Source organism: Mesorhizobium sp. WSM4887, from assembly GCF_029625865.1.
Classification (GTDB): domain Bacteria; phylum Pseudomonadota; class Alphaproteobacteria; order Rhizobiales; family Rhizobiaceae; genus Mesorhizobium.
In genome coordinates this window covers 91,231-115,015 of the sequence record NZ_JARTVP010000012.1, presented here as the reverse complement: position 1 = coordinate 115,015, position 23,785 = coordinate 91,231, and the positions used below count along the sequence as shown (strand labels likewise).

Genomic DNA, 23,785 nt, shown 5'->3' with positions numbered 1-23,785 from the left:
ACGCTTGCCCACTGAACACGTCCCCGCCATGACCGGGGACGTGTTAAGGCACATTGCCTTCAGCCTCTGCAGAGGTCAGCGGTCTTGCTGCCGTCCGCAGGTTGTCTTTGCCGTAGCCGTATTTGCCGAATACTGCCATCATTTCGCCAGAGCCAACATAGTCCTGCATACGGCATTGAACGCGTCGACCGCAGCCTGCTCGTTGAGCTCGAAGGCGATAGCAGGATAGTTGGCTGGCGCGATGAACGAATCGGCCAGCTCAAGGCTGTGGTCCTTCTTAACAAGTCCAGTCGCTGTAAAGTAGTCGAGGGCACCGGCGGCGGCGCGACAGCCTGTCCGCCGGCGGTCCGGCGACCTGCATGATTTTGTCGTCGGCGATGCCTGACTTTTTCGCGTCCTGGACCGCGGTGTAGCCTGTATCACTGACGAAGGTGAGTCCCTTGTCACGCACATCCTCATAAGAATGCAGCCCTTCCGGGTTGCCCTTAGGCACCAGCAGTGCGCCTCTCTCCGTAGCGATCGGTTCGCTGAACAGCACGTTGCGGCAGCGCTCCGGCTTGATCCACATGCCGGCCGTGATGAAGTCGAAGCGGCTAGCCTGCAGGCCGGGGACAAGTGAGCCCCATTCGGTTACGACCGGCTCGATTCTATTCTCGTGTTTTTGCGCGACGCACGCAAATGCCAGACAATCCGATCCCCAAATTAATTCCCAGCACCGCAGGTTATTTGGTGTCCGCTTTTTCAACGAGACGCTCCATGAGCGTGCTGTAGGCGACAAAACCGGTGTGAGACCAGAAGGTCTTGCGGCCAGGATTGGTCTCCAGCACGTCGAGGAAAATCCTTGATTTGTTGTGGAAACGAGACCGAATAAGCAGCTCAAGGGTCCTGCAGCCAATCTCCGAACGTCGGTGTTGGCAGCTGACGTAGAATTGCCTCAAAAAGACGCGTTGCCCACTCGGCTCCGCATTGTCTGGCTCCAAACGATGAGTGGCGAGGCCCACAATCTCGCCGTTCTGGCTGAAGAGGTCGACCATCCAAATTTCGCGATTCACCAACTGAATAAACCGCTCCTTGAGTTCTGAAACCGTCATCGGGGTTTCGATGCTTCTCGGCCTCGATCAACTCGCGGTTCAACATTGCCAACTTGTCGAAATCTTCGGCGGCAGCTCTGCGAATCTCAATTGTCTCTGAAGCACTGTGATCCTCTCCTGACCCATGCGACCCACGCAGCGGGCTAGGCAATGCGCTCCTACATGTCCGTGGTGGGTAAAGCCCGTCCGCAGCCAAAAATCCTATGATTAGAGTTGTTCTCGATGACCTCCGATACGGATTCTCTCGCCGGGCTTATTTCGATTTGGTCGAGGTCATTGAATCCTGCATCGCCCGACAGCCGCGCCGTCGGTAGGGATCAGCAAGCGTTCAATTTCCAGATGGTGGCTGCGAGAGGCGGATACCAACGTTTCTCGTCTGAACGTAGCCGTCCAGCGCTTCCTGACCCTTCTCCCTGCCGTAGCCGGACTGGTTTATCCCACCGAACGGTGTTTCCACCCCGCCCACATACCACCCATTCACGTACACTTGACCGGCCCAAAGGCGGTCGGCGGTCCAGAGGGCCCGGTCAATATCCCGCGTGAACACGCCCGCTGCCAGACCGTGAACGGTGTCGTTCGCGAGATTGACGGCCATTCCCGGATTATCGAACGTGGTAACGGCAAGAACAGGACCGAATACTTCTTGCTGGAAGAGATTGCTGTCTCGCGCGACATCGGCAAACACCGTGGCCGCCATAAAGTAACCGCTCCGCTCCGAAAGCGCAGTCCCGCCGGTTACGAGTCGCGCGCCCTGCGAGAGGGCCGTCTGGCAGGCCCGCTCAACTCCTTGTCGTTGGTTTCGGGAGATCAACGGGGTGATGTCGCAGTTTTCGCGTCCTGGACCGACCGACAGTCCTTCGACGCAGACCCTCACTCTTTCCACCAGTTTGTCTGCAATAGAACGTTCCACAATAAGACGTGTAAGGTTGTTGCAATTCTGGCCTGCATTCAGAAAGGTCCCGACGCGTACCGCTTCCACAACGCAGTCGAGGTCGGCATCGGAATACACAACTGCAGCCGACTTTCCGCCCAGTTCCATTATGCAGGGCACGATCCGATCCGCTGCCGTCTTGAGCACCGTCCGCCCAGTAGTAATCGAGCCCGTGAAGACGATGTGGCGAACGTCGGGATGTTCGATCAGCGCCTGGCCTGCCGTTTGGCCGTATCCAGTGAGCACGTTGACCGCTCCGGCAGGCAGCCCCGCTGTCTCACAGGCACGCGCAAGTTCAACTCCGGAAAGGGGAGCTAGTTCCGGCGACTTCACCACGACTGAGTTGCCGGTTGCGATGGCGCAGGCCAGCGAGCGGGCCGTCAGTTCAAGTGGACCATTCCACGGAACGATCTGGGCGGACACGCCGAAGGGACTTCTGACTGTGTAGTTGACCAGGTTGGCCCCGCGCGGGATCGAGCGCCCTTCAAGTTTGTCGGCCAAGCCACCATAGTATCGCAGGTATCTGATGGCGGTCTGAACCTCGCCATCGGCAAGTTCCAATGCCTTCCCCGTCTCCGCGCAGTTAATGGCTGCGATCTCGTCGAAACGCGCTTCAAGGGCGTCGGCAACGCGAAACAACATGCGACCGCGATCATACGGATGCATGTCTATCAGCACGCGGTCGCGAAAAACGCGGTGAGCAGCAGTAACGGCAAGCTCGATGTCTTGGGGTCCTGCTTCAGCTACGACAGCAATCGTTTCGGCGCTCGCCGGGTCATCGACCTCGATGCGTGTGCCGGACACAGAATCCCGCCACTCGCCATCGATATAATTTTTGACTACGTCGTTGCTGGCCATCCAGTCCTCTTTCTTATCGCTCGATTTTCTTCGAATTGGCGCAGCGACAGTGGTCGGCGCCGCAGGAAGAACGGCAACCGTGGTATCGGTCCGGCAGTGAAAGCCCTAGTCTGCCGTTCAGCCGCTCCGAGTTCGCCCACTGCCACATGCCACGGAACGGCCTTCCCGTTCCGTGACTGCGAGCGGCCCGATTTTGGACCTGCTAGTGGCCCGGTGCTTTGTCGGCTAGCGAGCCGCGCCTCCACCGTCGAGGGTAGTCGCTACTGCGCCAATGCTGTCGCGAATGATGGACAGACCACGCCGAAGGTCAGCCTCGGCGATGGTGAGGGCAGTCATGAACTTAAGCACCTCACCGTATGAGCCGGCGATCTCGATCACCAAGCCCCGACGAAAAGCCTCCTGGGAGACCAGACCTGGCAAGGAGTGGTGCTTCGGTGAAACGAGTCCGTACATCAGACCGCGGCCTCGCACGCTCAGGCCGAGGGTGGGGAATTCCTCGGTAATCGCGTTGAGTTCTTGGACCAAGATCGCAGACTTGCGAGCGATCTCATCCTCGAACTTGGAGTCGGACCAGTAAGCTTCGAGGGCCGCACGAGCAGTGACGAAAGCATAGTTGTTGCCTCTGAAGGTCCCGGTGTGTGCGCCCGGGGCCCAGACATCAAGTTCAGGCTTGATGAGAATAAGGGCCATTGGGGTTCCGATCGCCGACAAAGATTTGGACAGGGTAACGATGTCCGGCACAATTGCAGCCGCTTCGAAACTGAAGAAACTGCCCGCGCGACCGACCCCGGCCTGGATGTCATCGAGGATCATCAAGATTCCGTGCCGCGACGTTAGCTCGCGCAGCCGTTGCAGCCAAGTAACGCTCGCAGCATTGATGCCGCCTTCACCTTGGATCCCTTCCAGGATCACCGCGGCAGGTTTGTCGAGGCCACTGTTGGGGTCATTGAGAAGCTTTTCGAAGTAATCGATTGTGTCAACTGACGCCCCCAGGTAGCCTTCGTATGGCAACGATGTCACATGGGCGAGGGGAAACCCGGCAGCGGCCCGGTGCTCCTTGTTTCCCATCGCTGCCAATGCTCCAGCGCTTTCCCCATGGAACGAGTTGGTAAACGAGACGATGTTCGATCTCCCGGTCACCTGGCGAGCCAGTTTTAGACTCGCTTCGACCGCGTTCGTACCTGTGGGGCCGGGAAACTGTAATTTGTATGTCAGACCACGAGGCTTGAGAATGTATCGCTCGAAAGCTTCGATGAAGGCTTTCTTGGCCGTCGTGGCAAGGTCCAGCCCATGCACAATTCCGTCGCGCTCGATATAATCCAGCAGCGCCTTCTTGATGACGGGGTTGTTGTGCCCATAATTCAAAACGCCTGCACCGGCGAAAAAGTCGAGATATTCCCGACCGTCTGCAGCGATGAGAGTGGTCCCGACTCCGCGATCGAATAGGGCGGGGAAGGCGCGGACGTAGCTGCGCACCTCAGACTCCAGGCGATTGAAAACCGCGAGACCTGCATCCATTTCAGGTGCGAATTGCTTGCTCATAGGCGAACTCCTCAATCTGAAGCCTGCAAAGCCAGGCCTCTTCTGCTTTATGAAGTGGCGTGTAGGTGCCGTTGTGAGACAATAGCGCGCTACATTGGGCGCCTTGCGCAAATTCTGAGCGGCGGGATGCAGTAATTATGCGAAATTGCCGGCAGGTTGCATAAGGCCGGCGGTTTGTGTGGCTGCGGTGACGATTTTTCCCAACCACCTCAAGACGGCTGCATTTGATGCAGCAACCGGGGCAGGCGAACCTAGCGCTCGATTCCCTATACACAGATGAGACTCTTGGCAGCGTGAGCCAACGAATGGAAGCCGAAGCGCGGAAATAGAGGTCCCCCCTATCATCATCGTCCAGTCGGCTTAGCGTTTAAGTTCCGAGACGTTTCCTCGGCCGAACTGGGCGCAAGGCCTCGGCTTTTGACCGTCGGCTGCCATTGTCAGTTGGGCGATGGTGGACAGCACTCTTCGGCCAATGGCTATAACTGACGTCGAGGACGATAGCCGACTTTGGTCCCATGCCTGGCCTGATCGTTTGGGCTTCCGTCTGCGCGGGGTTGAGGCTACAGTCGAGTGCATATCGCAGTTTTTCTGCGCAAATTGCAGCTATTCCGGAGAATGACCATGGAATTGGATCGGATAGATCTGAAAATCTTAAGCGCTGTTCAGCGCAACAATCGCCAAACAACGGAAGAATTGGGCCAACTGGCCGGTATATCGCCCACGGCCTGTCAGCGGCGATTGAAGCAGTTGCGACAAATTGGCGTAATTGAGGCTGATGTTGCAATCGTGTCGCCTGAGGCGGTGGGCAGGTCCCTGATGATGCTGGTCTTGGTCGACATTGAGCGCTATCGTTCCGACGTCATCGATCGCTTCAAGCAGTCTCTACAGAAGGCGCCTGAAGTAATGAGCGCGTATGCGGTCACCGGTAACGCCGATTTCGTTCTCCTTCTCTCCGTGCGTGACTTGGCAGAGTACGACGCATTCTCGAGGCGTTTCTTCTTTGATAGCCCGGCTGTTAGAAATTACAGCACGATGATTGTGATGGATCGCACGAAGGTAACCTTGGCGGTGCCAATCGATGTATAGAACGCGCAATCTTACGCGCATTCAACAACTGGTTGATCCGATTCACCGATGACTGGCGCAAGGGTCAGCCGCCTTGCCCGCCGGCCATGATTGGGACGGGAGTTTTCGTACCGCTAAAGCGGCGATGGAGCGCAAGGCGAAGCATCATTCTGCTCCTTACAACGGCCTCGTCAGCGCGATGCTGCAAAAGCACTTCTGGACCTACCGGGCTGCATTCTGATGTATCTCGCGATAGGTTTGTCCCCTTCAGTCGCGATGCGCTTTGTCCACTTAAGTCACGACGCTCCGGCATCGCCTTCAGCCCTGATGGACTGCTGGCAAGGTCATGTTTAAACGTTCCGCCCCGTTGGGAGGCCGCCATAATGCGAATCTCTTAAGAATGCGCTGATTTCCTGCGTCCTGCAAGATAATTGCGCGTTTTTGCTTGCTCGCCGTCTGCTAGATTTTTGCCCGACTCAGACATTTGCGAGTTTGCGTGGTTTTCGATTATATCGTCGTGGGTGGTGGCTCCTCTGGATGCGTGATGGCGAGCAGGCTCTCCGCCTATGGCGCTCGCGTGCTGCTCATTGAAGCTGGCCCTGATACGCCGCCGAATGCCATTCCTGACGACATCCAGGATGGCGACCCAACGCGTGCTTACCTTAATCCCGGTTATCGATGGCAGTCACTCCACGCGACAACGGTGCGAGGTGGCCGCAAGCCTGTCCATTACGAACAGGCGCGCGTCATGGGTGGCGGCTCCAGCATCAATGCCCAAGTCGCCAACCGCGGCGGGCCCGGAGATTACGATGAGTGGGCCTCAAGCGGTGCAACGGGCTGGGGTTGGGAAGACGTGCTGCCCTACTTCCGTCGTCTAGAATGCGATTTGGATTTCGGCGGGGAATTTCATGGCACGAACGGCCCCTTGCCAATCAAACGTGTGCGCCAATCAGACTGGTCGGGCTTCATCCGGGCAATCTCCGATGCTTACGATGCTTTGGGGCTTCATTTCAGGCCAGACTTCAATGGTGCATTCGGTGATGGCTATTCAGTTGTCCCATTGACCAACCGCAATGGTCATCGGGTCTCCTCCGCGATGGCGTACTTACCCGAAACCGTCCGCTCTCGCCGCAATCTAACGATTTTATCCGAAACGACAGTTGCGCGGCTGACCTTTTTGGGAACAACGGTAACGGGGGTCGAGACGGAGAACAAATCGGGCGTGCAATCGTATAGCGCTTCTTGCGTTATCCTGTGCGCAGGAGCACTCCATTCACCCGCCATATTGATGCGCTCCGGGATCGGCCCCGCGAAGGAATTAGTACAATTCGGAATCCCTATCGTTGCAGATTTGAAAGGTGTGGGCCAGAATCTTCAGGAACACCCCACGATTTGCGTTTCGGCCTATTTGAAGCCGGCCGATCGCTTGTCACCCGGCGTGAGCGAATATATTCAGATGCACGCCCGCTACTCGTCGGGTTACGAAGGCTGCCCGTCGACCGATATGGCAATATCGACTGTTGCCAAATCATCCTGGCACCCGCTGGGGAGGCGCCTCGGCACTCTCGCCGTGTGGGTCAATCGCAGCTACTCGACGGGAACTGTGGCGCTCAAGGGTAGTTCGCATAAAATAGAGCCGGAGGTCGATTTCAACTGGTTGAGCGACAAGCGGGACGCCGAGCGCCTCAAGCAGGGCTTTCGCTTCATAGTCCGCCTGCTGCAGCAAGATTCGCTGTCCTCTGTGGCGCTGGACCCGTTTCCGTCAGCGTTGAATGCGCGAGCGAAGCTGGTGAGCAAGGTCACAAGCACAAACTATGCACTCACGTCATTTCTGGCGCTGCTCATGGACGCGTCGCCGCGGCTGCGCCGTGGGCTGATTAGGCGCGTCATAACGGATGGGGATAGCATTTCCGATCTCGTCAACGACGAGAAACATCTGGATCGGTATATTCGCCAGAACGTCATCCCAAGTTGGCATCCGACGTCGACCTGCAGGATGGGGGCAGCCGCGGATCCTGGCGCTGTGACCGATCCGTCGGGACGCGTTCATGGTATTTTGGGTTTGAGGATCGCCGACGCTTCCGTCATGCCATTTTGCCCTCGGGCGAACACAAACATTCCGACGATTATGGTGGCTGAGAAATTGGCCGACACAACCTTGAGAGACGGCAGACGGAGCTAGGCCAGGCGGCATGTACATTCTGCCGGAGCGCTGCCGCAATGTGGTGTTCACCGAGCCGCTTGCTAAGTTCACCGAAGCCCTGCTCATGCCGAATGGCAATCCCAAAAGACCAGCACTCCTTTGACGATATTCGTGATAAGGGCCTAACGCTGGTCACCACCGCCGGTTCCGACACGGTCACGACCGCCAAAGACGCGGGCATTCCGGAGGATCGTGTCATGCAGGTCGCCGGCCAGGCCGAATTCTTGCAGGCAGTGAAGGTCGGCCGCGCGGCGGCGGGGTCGCTAAACTACTTCACGGTAAGGAGCTCGCTGACAAGGTCGACAGCGTTGAAATGGCAGATCCGTTCACCCCGCCGGCTGGGAAGGCCGGCTACCCAAGTCTCGCCTTCCTGCCCAATCAGCAGGCGGTCGATGCCTTCAACGAGGTATTGAATACTTATATCGGCTCCGACCAAATGATGCAGTCGGTCAAAATACGGCTACACCAAAATCAATCTGCCGGACGGCACCAAGACCGGCGACCTGTGCAAGGGTTGAAATCTTGCGGGGAATGCCACCCATGCACCTAAAAGGCTCCCGGCCGCAGTGGCTGGGCGACGACAGAGCAAAGTGACAAGACGCGAGGCTCCGGGGTGCCGATTTCCGGTATTCAGACGAGATAGTTCGGCAACGTGGCATGTGAGGCTGCTACGCTCAGGAGTGAGCAATGGCAGTCCATCTCGCATGTCGCAATGCCGACCTGATGCCCCTCCTTTTGCCGAGGAACCGATGATCACCAAGCATCGCGTATCGGTTGATGGTGTCGAGACATCGTACTGCGAGAACGGAGCTGGTAGGCCGATTGTTTTCCTGCAGGGGGCGGGCTTCCGTGCAGAGGCTAAGAGTTCCTTTGTTCGGCAGCTGAACGGGCTATCCGATCAATTTACGGTAGTAGCGATTGATCAACTCCATTTTGGGGGAACGGATTATCCTGCTGACTGCAAATACATTAACCGGCTCGGTCGTGTGAATCATGTAATTAGCTTCCTCCAACAACTGGGTTTGAAGCAGATCACGCTAGTCGGCCATTCAGAAGGATCATTCGTCGACGCGCGGGTCGCGATCGTGCGTCCCGATCTTGTTTCTAAGCTTGTCCTGCTGACCGCTAACTCCGTGTCGCCGGCGTTCGGAGATGACCGTGACGAAGCTTGGCTGGAGGCCTGCCGGCAGGCTTACGGCTGTTCCGGCCCGATGCCGAGCGAAGAGGAATACATCACCGCACGGCGGAAAAGCTGCCGCGCCCACGGGCAGGATGTGGAATGCGCCGAGCGAGAAGCCTATCGGCGGGCCGCGGCTCGGGGACAATGGGAGATCTGGCAGAGATTGCCGGAAGACGAGACAAACCTGCATCGTTATCCACTGCTGCAGCAGAAGTATATCTTCCCCTACCTTGATCAGCTTCAGGCCCAGACGTTGATCATCTGGTCCAAGAACGACCCTACCGCGACGCCGGAGCAAGGGATCAACCTGGCGAAGCTGATCAGGAATTCAGATTTCCATCTGCTCAATAATGCCGGCGATTCCGTCCAGGTTGATCCGGAGCGAAGCCGTGAACAGACTCATCCGTCAATGGCACGAATGATCAACTGTGACGGGAACAATGCTCGGGCCAGCGTCTCCGAGGCGAATCTCTCAGCGGCGTGTCGCATACGACGAACTTGTGCCCTGCCATGGCAACAAGGGCATAGCCCAGGCGGTGGCGCCCATCCAACCGGGCAGGGCAGGAGTCATGCAAGACGTGGTGTGCCTCAGTTGGCCATACCACAGCTCGCGATTGTTCACTTCCAACGAACCACGGGGATGACGGAAATGTGCGTATGCACCCAAAAATCACCGAATTTCTGCGAATAACTTGCATTTCTCGCACAAAGCACCACAGCTGCGCTGCTACGCTCACGAAGCATGCACAAGTGGCGTAGCAAAGGATCGACTGGAGGAATCTATACCTAAGTGGGGACCCTGCAGCTCACACGATGATGGGAACCGCCGGACTACAAGCTCAACAAATGATGCAATGGTCTTTTCCCGAGGCATATCGGGAGACCATCGGCGATGCGAAAACGGAGGACTAACCAGTGGTCAAGTGGAAACTCGACGAATGCTTTAAGGCTGCAATCTTGAAGAGGATTGCCGCGCTCGGCCTGGCGGCGATGACAATCTCGTCCTTTGCCGGTTCGGCCTCGGCGGAGTCGCTGCTCGATAAGATTAAGAACGGAGAAACGATCCGTCTTGGCTTCACCAATGAGCCTCCCAGTGCCTATCCTGGTGCGAACAACGAGCCGCTTGGCCTGGTCAATGTGATGACACTGGACGTTCTGAGAAAGATGGGAACGACCAAAATCGAGCCGGTCGTAACCGATTGGGGTTCCCTTGTCCCGGGCCTCCAGGCTGGTCGCTTTGACATCATCACGGGCGGCATGTGGATTAAGCCGGAGCGGTGCCGCAACGTCCTGTTCAGCGAACCGATCGCATCGAGCAATGATTCGATGATCGTGCCGAAGGGCAATCCGGAAGCGCTGCATTCCCTCCATGACGCTCAGAAGAAGGGGCTTACCCTGGCCATCATGACGGGTACCACCGCAGTCGAGCAGGCGAAGAAATTAGGTTTCCCTGACGACAAGGTTATGCAGGTCGCCGGACCGCCCGAGGTCGTACAGGCTGTAAAGGCCGGCCGCGCCGCTGCCGGCTCGCTCTATAGTCTGAACGCGACGACTCTTGCCGAGCAGGATCCCAGCATTGAGGTGGCTGACCCGTATACCCCGCCGGGACCGAATGAACATCCCGCCATAGCCTTCCCGCTCAGCGAACAGGCTGCGGTAGACGCGTTCAATGCTGTGTTGAAAGACTATATTGGCTCTGACGAAATGATGGCCGCGGTCGGCAAATATGGTTACACCAAACGCGATCTCCCGGATGGCAGCAAGACCGCTGATCTTTGCAAGGGCTGAAGCTATGCGTCTGACCGCTCCCCGGCCCTTGGCCGGTAGGCGGTCAGTGGGGAGGGCATATGAGTAAGGTCGATCTCAGCTTTATCTTTGCCGTGCTCACCAAGGGCGTCATGACTACGGTCATCGTCACTCTTGGCGCCTGCGTCGTAGCGATCGTCCTTGGGCTTTTCGTGGGCCTGACCCGAGTCTCTCCCCGTCGGCAGTTGCGCTGGTTCAGTATCGCCTACATCGAATTCTTCCGCGGGACGTCCATGCTGGTTCAGCTCTACTGGTGGTTCTTTGTATTGCCGATTTTCGGTATTTTCCTGTCGCCGTGGACTGTCGGAATTTTGGGGATCGGAATGAATGCCTCTGGCTACGCAGCCGAGTATGTCCGCGCCGCCATTCAGGCCGTTGATAGGGGCCAGTATGAGGCATCTACAGCGCTCAATTTTTCGCGGCTCACCATGATGCGGCGTATTATCCTCCCACAGGCAATGCGCGCCATGCTGCCGACCTGGGGTAACATGCTCATCGATGTGCTTAAGGGTAGCTCGCTCGTCTTCTTCATCACCATTCCCGAATTTACTAGCGCCGCCAAGCAGGCGGCCGACGCAACTGGCGATTATATGCTGTTCTTTGCGGTTGCACTATTCGGTTATTACATCATCGCGCGCGCCCTCATCACTCCTTTCGTGCGCTGGCTGGAACGCCGCGTCTCGCGCGGTTTCGTTCGGGAGCAGGTGGCTTGAAGATCTGGGATTGGTCTTACGTATGGGAGGCTTTCCCATATCTCTATCAGGGAGCGATCGTCACCATTGAGGCTACGCTGCTCGGGTTTGCGATCGCGCTGATATTGGGTCTTGTCTTCGCGATGATTCGCCAGTCGCCAAACCGCTACGTCTCGACCACCATGGCGGAGATCGTGGAGTTTATCCGTTCAACGCCCTTGCTGCTGCAGTTGTTCTTTGTCTATTTCGTTGGTCCGCAGATCGGAATCTTCATTCCTGCCTGGACGGCGGGAGTTGGCGTGCTGGGGATCCACTATGCAGCCTATTGTTCCGAAGTCTTCCGCGGCGGCATCGAGAATGTGGATGGCGGCCAGTGGGAGGCCTGTACGGCACTAAACCTTTCGCGAACGCGGACCTGGCGAACAATCATTCTGCCGCAGGCGATCCCGCCCATGGTGCCAGCTCTGGGCAATTACTTCATCGGCATGTTCAAGGACACGCCGGTCCTGGCGGCAATCTCGATCTTCGAGATGCTGCAGCAGGCGAAAAATTTCGGGGGCAATAACTATCGATACATAGAAGCGATCACTATGTGCGGCTTCTTCTACTACGTGTTCAGCTTGGTTGCTTCCGCTATCGTGCAGTCGGTCCGCGTCTGGCTCAACCGCCGCTACCATCTGCAATAGGGAGGCCTTATACTATGAGCGAATTTGTGCTTCGCTTCGAGGACGATCTCACGAAGCGCCCTAGGGCATCAGCCAGGCGGGACGAGCTTGACCTCGATATCAGGCGCAGCGAAAAAGTCATGAACGAACCCATAGTTCGCTTCGAGAACGTCACAAAGCGCTACGGCGCGTTGACGGTGCTGGACGAACTCAATCTCGAGATCGCACGCAACGAGAAGGTGTCCATCATTGGTCCGTCCGGCTCGGGCAAGACCACCGTTCTGCGCATGCTGATGACGCTTGAGCACATCAACGGGGGGGTGATATGGGTCGACGGTGAACCGTTGACGCATACGCAGAAGAACGGCCAAATAGTGCCGGCGAGCGAGCGTCATCTCCGTCGCGTGCGTGCCAAGATCGGTATGGTGTTCCAGCACTTTAACCTGTTCCCGCATATGACTGCTCTGCAGAACTGCATGGAGGCGCCGATCTCCGTCCTTGGGCTCTCGAAGAAGGAGGCGGAGGCCCGAGCGGCAGAGCTGCTCGACTTGGTGGGCCTCGGCGACAAGAAGAACCATTTCCCGATCCAGCTTTCCGGGGGCCAGAAGCAACGCGTGGCGATCGCTCGGGCGTTGGCCATGCGGCCCAAGGTGATGCTGTTTGACGAGGTGACATCAGCGCTTGACCCGGAACTGGTTGGAGAGGTGCTCAACGTCATCCGCAAGCTCAGCGCCGAACATGACCTCACAATGCTGATGGTCACGCACCAGATGGGCTTTGCCAAGGAGTTCTCCGATCGCGTGTGCTTCTTTTCTGGCGGTAAGATTGTCGAGCAAGGCCCGCCCAGCCAGCTTTTAGGCAATCCGCAAAACGAGCGAACGCAGCAGTTTCTCAATGCGGTGCTGGAGACGAGGTGAGTTGCGGGTTGTGCCGCTAGTTGAGTTATCCCGTGGGTGGCTTCCGGGCAGGAACTGGTCCGTTCGGAGCAGGCTGCCCTGCGACGAACCTACGCGCGGTTTTTCAGGGCCGGGTTGATGTCGAGGTTACTGCCCCAGTTCATTCAGGACTGCATAACTAGGATCGTCCGGTCCAAGCCCCAGATTGGTCGAGTTAGGTAAATAGCGCTGCCCGTTCGGCAGTTGCGAGCTTGAAGATCTGATGTGCGTTCAATCTGCCATTCAGGGCATCTGGGCTCTGGAAAGTGCCCTAACACGATTGTCTGACGGCGGACGCAAACCCGGTATCCTACAGGCCCGGGGAGGGTCGCACAAGCGTTCTGCGGTTTCCCAGTTTTTACGGCTTTCATGCGAATGCACCAAAACAATGCCGACTTACTGCGCCTGGAAAGGCATGTTTCTCTGAAACAGCCGTTTCGACGCTGTTAAATTCGTGCATTCAGAGAGAACCTGTATCGCGCAGGTGATGGGCATTTGCTGCCGAAATCACCATCTTAGCTGCTTCCAGAAGAAGGATGCTTCCGTGACAACTCAACAAAGGGCCCTCGGAATTATTGGGCTGGAGATCGGACTTCCGCCTCGTGAATTTCCGCCACCGCAACCGGAGTCGGTCTTCAACCCGGCAACTTTCGACTTCCCAATTATAATAGAGACCGCGGCCGGGGCTTTGGAGGAGAGGGTCATTCCCGGTGATGCTTCTCTCGAGCCGGCCTACATTGCAGCTGCCAGGCGGTTGGTCGAGCGCGGAGCAGTCGCGATAACCGGGGACTGCGGGTTCAGTATCCGGTACCAGGCTGCAGTGGCCGCGTCTGTCGAAGTCCCGGTGGCCATGTCGAGCCTGCTACTGGCGCCCACGCTACTCCGGCAGCTTCCAGCTGACGCAAAGCTCGCCGTTGTGGCCGCAGACTCAAGACACTGCGGCAAAGAGCTGCTGGGCATAGATTCATCCGCAGAGGCAAGAGTAGTCATCGGCGGCATTGAAGGTGACGCGTGGCCGGCTGGTGTTGTTGAAATGGAGTCGGAGGTTGCAGCCTGTGTCGCGCGACTTGGCGCCGCACATCCGGGGATTGCCGCCCTCCTATTTGAATGTACATTGTTCCCGATGGTGACGTCAGCAATCCGTCGTAGGACAGGACTGCCCATCTATGACGCCGCGACCCTTTATCGGATGACATTCGCGTCCGTGGCTTGACCGCTTGGAGGCCACTATCCCAAAATATGAGCTCATGTCTGGTATGAGTTGCGGCTCGTTATTGTAACACACGTCCGCATCTTGTCGAATACTCTGTCGAGACTGGATCCTCGATTTCCGAGGTCAGGACGCGGTGCCTGAGATGCAGGTTGGATTTTTGGAACTCGTGCTGGTCGACCGTGATCCAGACGCTAAGCGGCGACCGACTTCGGCCGGAGTTGAAGCAGGGCGATCAAGGGCCACAAAAATCACTTCAGCCACCTGAGCAGGAGGGAGAAGTTGTATCCGGCGGCGGCCAGGACGGCGTTGAGGGCGTCGCCCTGCTGGCCGGCGAGGTAGTTGCGGCCCATGCGGTGTTCGTTCTTGATGTGGCCGATATGACGCTTGCCAGCGTGTGGCCGTCATAGGGATTGCCGGGCAGCGCTTTTGCATGCAGGGCGAACTGGCCGCCCTTGGAGCGCTTCAGCGTGGTGGCCACCGACACCTTCACACCGAACTCGTAGGGCATATGCGCCTTGCCCTTGCCAATGCATTCCACCTCGTGCGCGTGCAGGCTGTAGATCTTGCGGCCGCGCTGGCGCTGGCGTTGCTAGAGAACGGTGGCGGCCTGGTAGAACGGCCATTTGAAGAGCGCGTCCAGCCCCGCATCGCCGGCGATCTGGCGAGAAATGTCGCGAATGGTCCGGCCGAGATAGGTCTTGAGCCTGCGCAGCGCCTTGTTGGCCCGCTTGAACTGCTTGGCGTGGGCATAGCGCTGGTGGCTGATCAGCGCCAGCTGATAGCTCTGGCGCAAATGGAGCTCCTTCCCTCTTGGCCAGCCGCACCAGCCGTTCGCGCGCCCGGTTGATGAGCTTGGCGTCGGTCGGGAACATGACGTTCTTCGGCTGCACGGTTGTGTCGACGATCACCTGGCGCGTGTCGGCCGGCTTCATCGCCCCGGTCTTGACCGCAAGGCTGAGGCTCTCCTGCAACAGCGCCACGATCCGCTCCTCGCCCATGCGGCTGCGCCAGCGCGTCATCGACGAGAGGTCGAACGGCAGCGTATGGCAAAAGAACGTCTCGCCGGTGAGATACTGGAAGTAAGGGTTCTCCACCCAGCGCTCGCACAGCACCTCATCCGACAGGTTGAAGGTGTGCTTGAGGATCGCCAGCCCCGCCATCAGCCGGGTCGGCAGCGGCGGCATGCCGGGGCCGTCCGAATAGACGGCGCCGAAACGCTCCTCCAGCACCGGCCGGTCGATCGCCTGCTTCATGTTGATGATCTGATCGAGCCTGGAGCGGAACAGGTCCTGCTCTCCCGTCTCGCGTGGCTTGGACATTCGCCGTCCCCTCGATTCGCCGCCGCCGAACCGAGTGAATCACGCTCCGCAGCACAAGGGAATCGCAAAACCGAATTGCAGGAAAACAGCGTCCAAATACCGCTAATCCTGCAATTCAAAAGACGCTATCCGCCTCAATCAAAAGGCCAGATCAATGGCTTGCGGATAGTTCACGGTCGACGAGCTGGCGGCCACGCATCAGGCTGGAGATCCATCAGCGTTTACATCGTTTTTCAACGGGCGGCTCAAGCTCCGTGTTGTTGCGCGGCGCGCAGCTTGTCGAACGCCTCTTAGACCGTCGTGTGCCGGAAGAGGATATCCTCTGGAATTTCGGCATCGACATTCCGACATCACACATCCGTGATAAAGGCGTTTGCGGCTCGACGGGACCCTCCAACCCGAGGTCGCGAACAGAACCTGAATGACTGCCTCGTTTGCTATATGCGAATTGTCCGTGGGCGCCGCCAGGAGCTGGAACCGGCCAATCGACTTTAATTCTGGCTAGCTGTGCCCAGAATCGAGAAAAACGCCGGATTCATGCAGGCACAGCGGCCAATTTGCAGGAACCACCCCCCTGGGCACTGCTACTTATCTGGAATGAGGGGACTGTGGAGCTTCCGTCAAAAGGAAGCCAGATGTTCCGGGTTGAGGCCGTAGATCATCGTGGTCGTGTGAACATGAAGTGATGATAAAGCCGGCAAACAGGGAGGATAAAATGAGCCAATACTCATATAATCGTCGTGCGCTTATGAAGGCAATGCTGGCGATTTCGGCGACCCCTTGGGGGATTAACTCGAGGGCGTTCGCCTCGTCGTGCGACGATCGCATCCTGCGAATCGGCGGACTGGGTGGAGGCCCTGATTCGATGAACCCCTTCGCCACTTGGGGCTCCTTTTGGCCCTTGGCTATTTGCTATGATTTCTTGGTCTGCATAGACGCCCAGCGATACGACGATCGAAAGGGCTTTGCCCAATCTTGGTCCGTCGCCGACGACAACCTCACTTGGACCTTCAAGATCTGGCCCGGCATGAAGTGGTCGGACGGCCAGCCTGCTACCGCTAGGGACGCGGCGTTCACTTATAGTTATTTGCACGATTCCATAGGCAAGCCCGACGAGCTAAACGTCGGGTGGAACAGCACCAGCGGTCTTGAGAACGTCGAGTCCATCAAAGCGTTCGACGACGAGACTTTGCAGATCGTGACCAAGTTCCCCGCGACCTGGCCAATAGACAATATCATAATGATCGTTCCCGAGCACATTTGGAAGGACATCAGCTATGCTGACGCACGCGTAACCTTCCGCAACGATCCGCCTTTGGTGGGTACGGGACCTATGATCGTTTCGGAGTTTCACCAGGGCCAGTTTACACGCCTGACGCCGAACCCCTATTTCCGTACGGGGAAGCCCCAAATCGCGGGGGTGATCCTGCGGTCCTTCGATGCCGCCGATCCGATTGCGCAAGGTCTTAAGAGCGGGGAACTCGATTATGGCAACTACCTGACGTCCGCCCAGTGGGCTGATCTCTCGAAGGATCCCGACATTGTAGTCGGTGAATCCCGCATAGCTCAGAAAACCTATCTCGCCTTCAACACCGCTTCGGGAGATGGCGCAGGTAGCACCAAGGCTCTGCAGGATCCGGCGTTTCGCGATGCGCTCGGCTACGCGATCGATCAGAAGGCCATCGTCGATCGAGCCATGCGCGGACACGCCGACCCTGGTGTCGGACTCGCAATGCCGGTGGCGGCCGATTACTATTCAGATCTGAACGACATCAGGCGCCACTTCGATCTCGCCGAAGCCAACCGCCGGCTTGACGCCGCAGGGTACCGGGACACGAACGGCGATGGCATTCGGGAGGACAAGGACGGGAAGAGTTTCCAGCTAGAGCTGGTGTCTGGACCTTCAGCAAATATAGAGATGCCGGTCGCGGCAGTGCAGTTTATCGCTGGCTGGTTGGAGCAAATCGGTATCCCTGTATCGGTGACTCGGCTCGACTCCGGTGCGCTGAGCGCCCGCGCCGCAGCTCCGGCGAAAGGCGGCGGAGGGTGGGATCTGCTCATTTCCGATACCTGGCAAGGCCCAACACCTAAAGACCTGCTCATCTTCGGCAGCAGCAATTCCATCGGCATCAAGAACAAGGCGTACTGGACGAATGCGGAGTTCGACAAACTGTTCGCGGAGGTGCAGGTCACCGTTGACCTCAAGAAAAACCAAAAGCTGGTCGACCAGGCAGCGCGACTAATTTATACTGAAGCGCCTTACATCGTACTATGTTACCCCACCCTGCTCGAAGCCCACCGGAGGGATTGCTTCGAGGGTTGGGGAAAGCAAGGCATCATGTCGATGGACAGCTACTTCCCATTCGATCGCTTGAAGCCGGTGCCCGCGCCGTGAACGGAGGGGGAGGGAGCCGTCACATCCTGCGCATCATCGTCAGGGCCTCTATAACCCTCCTGATGGTGGCAGTCCTGAACTTCATCCTATTCCGAGTTATTCCAGGTGACCCTGCATCTCTTTTGCTTGGCGGGGCGCGCGTCAGCGTCACCGCCGAGCAGATTGAGGCGCAGAACCAACGTTGGGGCCTTGACCGGCCGCTGTTCCCGGACCAGGCGGTCGACTACCTGTCGGCAACACTCCGCGGCGATTTCGGCTACAGCTTCAAGTTCAGGGGCAGGCATGTCGCAGACCTGATAGCGGAACGCCTGCCGGACACCATAGTCCTAGTCGGGGTTGCTCAGATAATGGCAATCGTTATTGGGGTGATGCTTGGGATCTACGCAGGCTGGCGCCGGGGAGGAGCCGGCGACCGTATCGCAACCGGAGCCTCTCTGGCGCTCTATTCTACGCCGGCTTTCTGGCTCGGCATGATCCTGGTGGTAATCTTCAGCACGGCATTGGGTTGGCTCCCGGGCTATGGTGCATACTCGCCCGGCCTGATCACGGGCTCTCTTGGTTCGTTCCTCGACTACCTGCAACATCTCACGCTTCCCGCCACTGCGGTGGCGCTTGGGCTAATCGGCCAGTACGTCGTCGTCGCTCGTGCCGCAATGAGTGACGTACTCACCGAGGATTACATGGTAACCGCACGGGCGAAAGGGCTGACCAACGGTCAAATGCTGATGCGTCATGCATTTCGCAATGCAATGCTACCGGTCGTGACCTTGATCACCCTCAATATTGGCTATGTGGTCGCCGGGGCCATCACTGTCGAAGCCGTTTTCGCCTGGCCGGGTATCGGCGGGCTGACGGTGGAAGCACTCAACGCACGGGACTACCCAGTCCTTCAAGGCATATTCCTGTTGCTTGGCGTTTCAATTGTTCTCGCAAACCTCGTAGCCGATCTTGCCTACAGCCTTCTAGATCCGAGGGTCCGACAATGAGCGACAATATTGTTCGATATTGCCCGCGAGGCCGGGCGCGCGCAATAAAAGGCTTTCTGCGTCAATTTCTCAGCTATGGCGGTGCTCAGGTGGGCCTCGTATGTCTGGTATTCTTTCTTGTTGTGGGAGCGGTCCCCAATATTCTGGCGGGACCGCTCCAGACTGCGATCAATGCAACTGGCGATTTCCTCGCACCCCCATCAGGCGAGCATCTGCTCGGCACGGACGAAATCGGGCGGGACGTGCTCAATCTGGTCCTCCATGGTGCCCGGATCTCGCTTACGATTGCGCTACTCGCGACTGTGATCAGCCTCGTCGTTGGGACTACAATCGGTACGACCGCTGGCTACTATGGTGGCAGGGTCGACGTCTGGCTGATGCGCTTGACAGACTTCTTTTTTGTCATGCCGTCCTTCGTGCTGGCGCTGGTCATTACACCCGTGGTTCTCGAGGTGATGGGGCGCGGTGGAGAAATCCTGGGCTTCCGTCCTTCTCTTTTCGTGATCATTGTCGTTATAGGCATGACAAGCTGGTCCTTTGTTGCACGTATCGTCCGGAGTCAGACACTGTCGCTTAAGGAGCGACCATTCATTGATCGTGCGCGCGTTGCGGGTAGCAGTAATTTCGGCATCATGGTGCGGCACATCCTCCCCAATCTCGTGCCGCAAATCGCAGCCAATGGTGCGCTGGTGGTCGCCAGCGCAATCTATGTCGAGACATCGCTCTCATTCCTTGGACTCGGGGACCCGTTGCAGCCTTCATGGGGCACTTTGCTTTCGCTCGCTCAGCGCGCCGGCGCGGCCAGTGCTGGAGCCTGGTGGTACCTCGGCGCCCCAGGACTGTGCGTACTCACGGTTTCGCTTAGCTTCGTCCTGATTGGCAGTGCCCTTGACGACACGTTCAATCCACGGCGGAGGGTGATCCCATGACCAGCTCCTCCCAGGACAAAACACCGCTTCTGGAAATAGACCGGCTCTCTGTCGATTATGGGCTCAAGGGCGTTTCATTGCGAGCAATCGACGGCGTAAGCTTCGCGCTCCGAGCCGGAGAGGCCGTGGGCCTCGTCGGAGAATCGGGCAGTGGCAAGACCACGACCGCGATGGCGATCGCTGGTCTACTATCACCCAACGCGCGGGTCAGCGGCGGCCAAGTGCGCTATCGTGGCAACCGACTGCCGATCGACGATGATGCGGCGATGCGGCCACATCGCTGGAGCGAAACGTCCGTTGTCTTCCAGGGCGCGATGAACGCACTTAATCCTGTTCACCGCATTATCAAGCAGATCGCCGAGCCATGCATGCTGAAGCTCGGCATGTCGCGGGGCGAGGCGACCAAGCGGGGAAGTGAGTTGCTTCAACTGGTCGGCATCCCGGCGGATCGTGGTTCCGCCTACCCTCACGAGTTGTCGGGCGGAATGCGACAAAGGGTGATGATTGCCATGGCGCTCGCGTGTCGACCTTCGATTATCATTGGTGACGAGCCCACCACAGCGCTCGACGTCATCACTCAGGCTCAGATCCTTAACCTGCTAGGCGACTTGCGATCGCAGTTGAGCCTCGCCCTGATTTTGATCACCCACGACCTTTCTGTGGTGGCTAAGTGTTGTGATCGCGTAATGATCATGTACGCGGGCCGCATCGTCGAGGATGGCACTGTCGCCGAGATTTTCGCCCAGCCCAAACATCCCTACACCCGACAGCTGATCGAATCGATCCCGAACCCAGCGAGCGGCAAAAAGATGATCCGGCCAATACCGGGTGATCCTCCCAACTTGGTGAATCGACCCTCGGGCTGCGCTTTCCATCCGCGTTGCCCGTCGGTCATGGGGGGGTGCGCGACCGAAGTCCCCAGCCTCAATAAGTTCGGGCGGGGACGTGTCGCCTGTCACCTTCACCGGTCCTTGACGCAAGAAGACAAGGTCGCTGTTCATGCCTGACACTGCCGGCATCCTGCGTCTCGAGAGCCTGCAAGTTCATTTTCCTATCCAGGGCGGTCTGTTCGACCGTGTCCTGGGCCGATCTGTCGGCGCCATGCGCGCGGTAGACGGGATCGACCTCAACGTCGGGCGGGGCGAGATCGTCGCCCTGGTCGGCGAATCGGGAAGCGGCAAGACCACTGTGGGCCGCGTCATCACCAAGCTTGCCAAGCCGACTGGCGGCAGAATGCTGTTCGAAGGCCGCGACATGAGGTCGGTAGAGGGCTTCTCGGCTCTACGTCCGTACCGGCGTCGCGTGCAAATGATCTTCCAGGACGCTTATCAGGCCCTCAATCCGCGACACACCGTGTTCGACATCGTGGCGGAGCCGTTGCAGTCCCTGCGGCTGGTCGGTAACGCCACTCAACTCGCCGACCGGGTGAGTGAAGCGCTTGCGGCCGCTGGGCTCAATCCTCCCGGCGATTTCTTCGCCCGCTTCCCGCACGAGCTATCCGGCGGGCAGCGCCAGCGCGTCGTGATTGCAGGAGCGCTTGCCGTCCGGCCGGAACTCATCGTTGCTGATGAACCTGTATCGATGCTCGATGTCTCGATACGCGCTCAGATTCTTCAGGTCCTGGTTGACTTGCGCGACAGGCACAACATGGCGCTGCTGTTCATCACCCACGATTTGCCCCTTGCCTGGCTGATCGCCGACCGGATTGCGGTCTTGTATCTTGGAAAATTGGTCGAGATTGGTAGCGCCGACGAGATCACATTCAACCCTCGCCATCCGTATACCGTCGCCTTGCGCAACGCCACACCGCAGATTGGCGGCAACGCAGGTCGCGCCGAGTTGCCGGCCCTGCAGGGCGAGGTTCCAAGTGCCGCGCGCGTGCCGAAGGGCTGCCGTTTCCATCCTCGTTGCCCGCTTGCCTTCGACCGTTGCAAAGCTGAGGAGCCGCCGGCGATCGAAGTTGGACCACAGCACCTGTCAGCCTGCTGGCTCGCTAAGTGAAAGGCATGCAATCAGCGCCACCCCAATGAGCGTATTCCATCTGGTATTGCACAGGCAGGTGGGCTGGAACACCACCATGCAGATAGAATGCTGAGACCCGTCGAAATTGGCCACTCCATCTTGAATCAGTCTCAATGTCTGGGAGGCACTCTGAAGTGTGTAATGAACTAGGCCCGATTAAACCGCCAACGCCGCGATACGAAGTGGTTTTGCAGACCGGCTTGCGCGTTCCAATGCGGGACGGCGTTGAGCTCGCCACGGACCTGTATCGGCCTATTGGTTACACTGGGGAACTCGGGTCAATCCTTATCCGAACTCCATACGGTAAGACGCCCTATCGCTGTCCGGTTGAGCCTCGCCACAAAGTGGCAAGAATGTTTGCTGGACAAGGGTTCGCTGTACTTGTGCAGGAGCGTCGTGGCGTCTTCGATTCCGGCGGCGTATACGCTAGGGAACATATAGGGGACGACGGTTATGACACGCTGTCCTGGATTTCGCAGCAGCCATGGTCGAATGGACGCGTGGGCACATATGGGTGCTCGGCGCTTGGTATCGCGCAGGTTTTGCTGGCGCAGTTGTGCCATCCAGCCCACCGATGCGCAATTGCGCAGGGATCGGGCGGCGCGAACGGCTCTGCCGGAGGGCGATATCGCAACGGGGATCTCCGTCTCGGCGGTGCGGTGGAGGTTGCCGCGTTTGTCCCCTGGTTCCACCAAACCGCAGCGAAGGACCGGTCCCGAGTGCAACCGAAAAGCGATGAGGAGTATCAGCGGGCTTTCGCGTCGCTGCCGCTCGTCAACATGCTTAAGAGCCTTGGGGGACCGCCGACTGACTGGGAGGACTGGGTCTCGCGTGACCCAGGCGATCCCTGGGGGGATCGGAATGGGATGCTTAGCGAGGACTCGACCATCGACGTCCCAGCCCTGTTCGTGAACTCGTGGTACGACGTGGGGGCTGCCGACGCGCTTCACCAGCAGCGCGTTTTTAGTGCTCGCGGATTGAGCCCGGCGGCACGCGATCACCAACATATCATTCTGTCGCCAGCCACGCATTGTGGCACCGAGAGTCTCAAAGCCCCGACGGTTATCGGCGAGCGCGAGCTGGGCGACGCGCGCCTGGATTGCTGGCAGATCTACCTGGACTGGTTCGACTGCTGGCTGAACGACAAGCCCGACCGGATCGAGGGAATGCCCCGCGTCCAGTACTACGTGATGGGTCGCAACGAGTGGCGTGCCGCGTCAGAATGGCCCCCTCTTGGTGTGGAACTGCAGCACTGGTTCCTCCGCAGCGGCGGGAATGCCGCGACCCGTCTAGGCGACGGGACTCTTGATGTAGAGCCTCCGAGTGCCGACGAGCCGGCTGACACGTTTACCTACGACCCTGGGGATCCGGCGCCGTTCTTGGGGATGGACGGCGGGAAGTCAAGTGGAACTACTATAGGACCCCGCGATTACCAGGACGTCCAGCTTCGTCCAGACGTCCTCTGCTTCACTTCACCGCCCCTCACAGAGGGCATGGAGGTTACCGGATTTGTCCGGGCGGTCCTCTTCGTCTCTTCTTCGGCCCCGGACACGGACTTCGTGGCCAGACTGTTGGACGTACATCCCGATGGCCGTGCGATTGACGTGGTGGACGGGATACTGCGCGTCCGCTATCGCGAGGGCTTTGATCGGGCTGTTTTCATGGAACCGAGCGTTATATGCAAAATCGAGATTGATCTCGACGCCACAAGTAATTGGTTTCCGGCCGGCCATCAAATTCGCCTGGAAATCACTAGTTCGGCCTTCCCGCGGTTCGACCGCAACCTGAATACGGGAGGTAACAACTGGGACGAAACTGAATGGGTAGTGGCTCGGAACACGATTCATCACTGCGAGCAGTTCCCCTCCCACGTACTGCTTCCTGTGATGACAGCGATGGGGTCCCATGCCGGCAAGGCGAATTTGAACAGCTTGCCGCCTGGCTAGCCTACCT

18 protein-coding genes and 1 pseudogene are annotated in these 23,785 nt (G+C 58.3%); 14 read left to right on the top strand and 5 right to left on the bottom strand.

Annotation, left to right across the window (positions count from 1 at the left end; all coding sequences use genetic code 11):
* Positions 1–277: 277 nt before the first annotated feature.
* The 4 genes from P9230_RS28205 to ectB form a co-directional block, all read right to left on the bottom strand.
* Positions 278–745: a transporter substrate-binding domain-containing protein gene (locus P9230_RS28205; protein ID WP_224571101.1), complete on the bottom strand. Its 468-nt coding sequence runs from the start codon at positions 743–745 to the stop codon at positions 278–280.
* Positions 723–1,091, bottom strand: coding sequence for a GNAT family N-acetyltransferase (locus tag P9230_RS28200; protein WP_063169352.1), 369 nt, complete (start codon positions 1,089–1,091; stop codon positions 723–725). The genes P9230_RS28205 and P9230_RS28200 overlap by 23 nt, the downstream gene beginning before the upstream one ends.
* A 328-nt stretch (positions 1,092–1,419) precedes the next feature.
* Positions 1,420–2,880 carry an aldehyde dehydrogenase family protein gene (locus P9230_RS28195; RefSeq protein WP_063169351.1) on the bottom strand — a complete coding sequence of 487 codons (1,461 nt, stop codon included), beginning with the start codon at positions 2,878–2,880 and terminating at the stop codon, positions 1,420–1,422.
* 225 nt (positions 2,881–3,105) lie between these two features.
* A complete protein-coding gene (ectB, locus tag P9230_RS28190) occupies positions 3,106–4,422 on the bottom strand; it encodes a diaminobutyrate--2-oxoglutarate transaminase (protein WP_063169350.1) in 1,317 nt (438 codons plus the stop codon).
* Positions 4,423–5,043: 621 nt separating this feature from the next.
* On the opposite strand from ectB, the gene P9230_RS28185 reads away from it, so the two are divergent.
* The 8 genes from P9230_RS28185 (at position 5,044) to P9230_RS28150 (ending at position 14,181) form a co-directional block, all read left to right on the top strand.
* Positions 5,044–5,508 (top strand): Lrp/AsnC family transcriptional regulator, encoded by a 465-nt coding sequence (locus P9230_RS28185; RefSeq protein WP_063169349.1) that lies wholly within the window; start codon positions 5,044–5,046, stop codon positions 5,506–5,508.
* 475 nt (positions 5,509–5,983) lie between these two features.
* Positions 5,984–7,669 (top strand): GMC family oxidoreductase N-terminal domain-containing protein, encoded by a 1,686-nt coding sequence (locus tag P9230_RS28180; protein WP_063169348.1) that lies wholly within the window; start codon positions 5,984–5,986, stop codon positions 7,667–7,669.
* Between the two features lie 770 nt (positions 7,670–8,439).
* Positions 8,440–9,561, top strand: a complete 1,122-nt coding sequence (locus P9230_RS28175; protein WP_063169347.1) for an alpha/beta hydrolase — start codon at positions 8,440–8,442, stop codon at positions 9,559–9,561.
* Between the two features lie 224 nt (positions 9,562–9,785).
* Entirely contained in the window at positions 9,786–10,658 is an 873-nt protein-coding gene (gene ehuB, locus P9230_RS28170; protein ID WP_082826582.1) for an ectoine/hydroxyectoine ABC transporter substrate-binding protein EhuB, read from the top strand.
* A gap of 59 nt (positions 10,659–10,717) precedes the next feature.
* Positions 10,718–11,389 (top strand): ectoine/hydroxyectoine ABC transporter permease subunit EhuC, encoded by a 672-nt coding sequence (gene ehuC, locus P9230_RS28165; RefSeq protein ID WP_063169346.1) that lies wholly within the window; start codon positions 10,718–10,720, stop codon positions 11,387–11,389.
* Positions 11,386–12,054 carry an ectoine/hydroxyectoine ABC transporter permease subunit EhuD gene (ehuD, locus tag P9230_RS28160; protein WP_063169345.1) on the top strand — a complete coding sequence of 223 codons (669 nt, stop codon included), beginning with the start codon at positions 11,386–11,388 and terminating at the stop codon, positions 12,052–12,054. The genes ehuC and ehuD overlap by 4 nt, the downstream gene beginning before the upstream one ends.
* Positions 12,055–12,173: 119 nt before the next feature.
* On the top strand, positions 12,174–12,950 hold the full coding sequence (ehuA, locus tag P9230_RS28155) for an ectoine/hydroxyectoine ABC transporter ATP-binding protein EhuA (RefSeq protein WP_063170381.1): 777 nt from the start codon (positions 12,174–12,176) through the stop codon (positions 12,948–12,950).
* 562 nt (positions 12,951–13,512) lie between these two features.
* Positions 13,513–14,181 carry a hypothetical protein gene (locus P9230_RS28150; protein WP_176477193.1) on the top strand — a complete coding sequence of 223 codons (669 nt, stop codon included), beginning with the start codon at positions 13,513–13,515 and terminating at the stop codon, positions 14,179–14,181.
* 248 nt (positions 14,182–14,429) lie between these two features.
* Here the strand turns inward: P9230_RS28150 and P9230_RS28145 are convergent.
* Positions 14,430–15,500 (bottom strand): annotated as a pseudogene (locus tag P9230_RS28145) (IS5 family transposase).
* A 715-nt stretch (positions 15,501–16,215) separates the two neighbouring features.
* Between P9230_RS28145 and P9230_RS28140 the strand changes: the two are divergent.
* The 6 genes from P9230_RS28140 (at position 16,216) to P9230_RS28115 (ending at position 23,778) form a co-directional block, all read left to right on the top strand.
* Entirely contained in the window at positions 16,216–17,895 is a 1,680-nt protein-coding gene (locus tag P9230_RS28140; RefSeq protein WP_063170379.1) for an ABC transporter substrate-binding protein, read from the top strand.
* A complete protein-coding gene (locus tag P9230_RS28135; RefSeq protein WP_063169344.1) occupies positions 17,892–18,881 on the top strand; it encodes an ABC transporter permease in 990 nt (329 codons plus the stop codon). Before P9230_RS28140 ends, P9230_RS28135 begins: the two co-directional genes overlap by 4 nt.
* Positions 18,878–19,810, top strand: a complete 933-nt coding sequence (locus tag P9230_RS28130) for an ABC transporter permease (RefSeq protein WP_063169343.1) — start codon at positions 18,878–18,880, stop codon at positions 19,808–19,810. The genes P9230_RS28135 and P9230_RS28130 overlap by 4 nt, the downstream gene beginning before the upstream one ends.
* Positions 19,807–20,817, top strand: coding sequence for an ABC transporter ATP-binding protein (locus P9230_RS28125; RefSeq protein ID WP_063169342.1), 1,011 nt, complete (start codon positions 19,807–19,809; stop codon positions 20,815–20,817). Before P9230_RS28130 ends, P9230_RS28125 begins: the two co-directional genes overlap by 4 nt.
* Positions 20,810–21,811, top strand: a complete 1,002-nt coding sequence (locus P9230_RS28120; protein ID WP_063169341.1) for an ABC transporter ATP-binding protein — start codon at positions 20,810–20,812, stop codon at positions 21,809–21,811. Before P9230_RS28125 ends, P9230_RS28120 begins: the two co-directional genes overlap by 8 nt.
* A gap of 134 nt (positions 21,812–21,945) precedes the next feature.
* Positions 21,946–23,778 carry a CocE/NonD family hydrolase gene (locus P9230_RS28115; RefSeq protein ID WP_082826581.1) on the top strand — a complete coding sequence of 611 codons (1,833 nt, stop codon included), beginning with the start codon at positions 21,946–21,948 and terminating at the stop codon, positions 23,776–23,778.
* The last annotated feature ends 7 nt before the right edge of the window (positions 23,779–23,785 follow it).

Coding starts and splice junctions, on each gene's coding strand:
- P9230_RS28185 (WP_063169349.1), top strand. CDS start 5,044: ATGGAATTGGATCGGATAGATCTGAAAATCTTAAGCGCTGTTCAGCGC.
- P9230_RS28115 (WP_082826581.1), top strand. CDS start 21,946: ATGTCTGGGAGGCACTCTGAAGTGTGTAATGAACTAGGCCCGATTAAA.
- ehuC (WP_063169346.1), top strand. CDS start 10,718: ATGAGTAAGGTCGATCTCAGCTTTATCTTTGCCGTGCTCACCAAGGGC.
- P9230_RS28175 (WP_063169347.1), top strand. CDS start 8,440: ATGATCACCAAGCATCGCGTATCGGTTGATGGTGTCGAGACATCGTAC.
- P9230_RS28140 (WP_063170379.1), top strand. CDS start 16,216: ATGAGCCAATACTCATATAATCGTCGTGCGCTTATGAAGGCAATGCTG.
- P9230_RS28120 (WP_063169341.1), top strand. CDS start 20,810: ATGCCTGACACTGCCGGCATCCTGCGTCTCGAGAGCCTGCAAGTTCAT.
- P9230_RS28195 (WP_063169351.1), bottom strand. CDS start 2,880: ATGGCCAGCAACGACGTAGTCAAAAATTATATCGATGGCGAGTGGCGG.
- P9230_RS28130 (WP_063169343.1), top strand. CDS start 18,878: ATGAGCGACAATATTGTTCGATATTGCCCGCGAGGCCGGGCGCGCGCA.
- P9230_RS28200 (WP_063169352.1), bottom strand. CDS start 1,091: ATGACGGTTTCAGAACTCAAGGAGCGGTTTATTCAGTTGGTGAATCGC.
- ehuA (WP_063170381.1), top strand. CDS start 12,174: ATGAACGAACCCATAGTTCGCTTCGAGAACGTCACAAAGCGCTACGGC.
- ectB (WP_063169350.1), bottom strand. CDS start 4,422: ATGAGCAAGCAATTCGCACCTGAAATGGATGCAGGTCTCGCGGTTTTC.
- P9230_RS28125 (WP_063169342.1), top strand. CDS start 19,807: ATGACCAGCTCCTCCCAGGACAAAACACCGCTTCTGGAAATAGACCGG.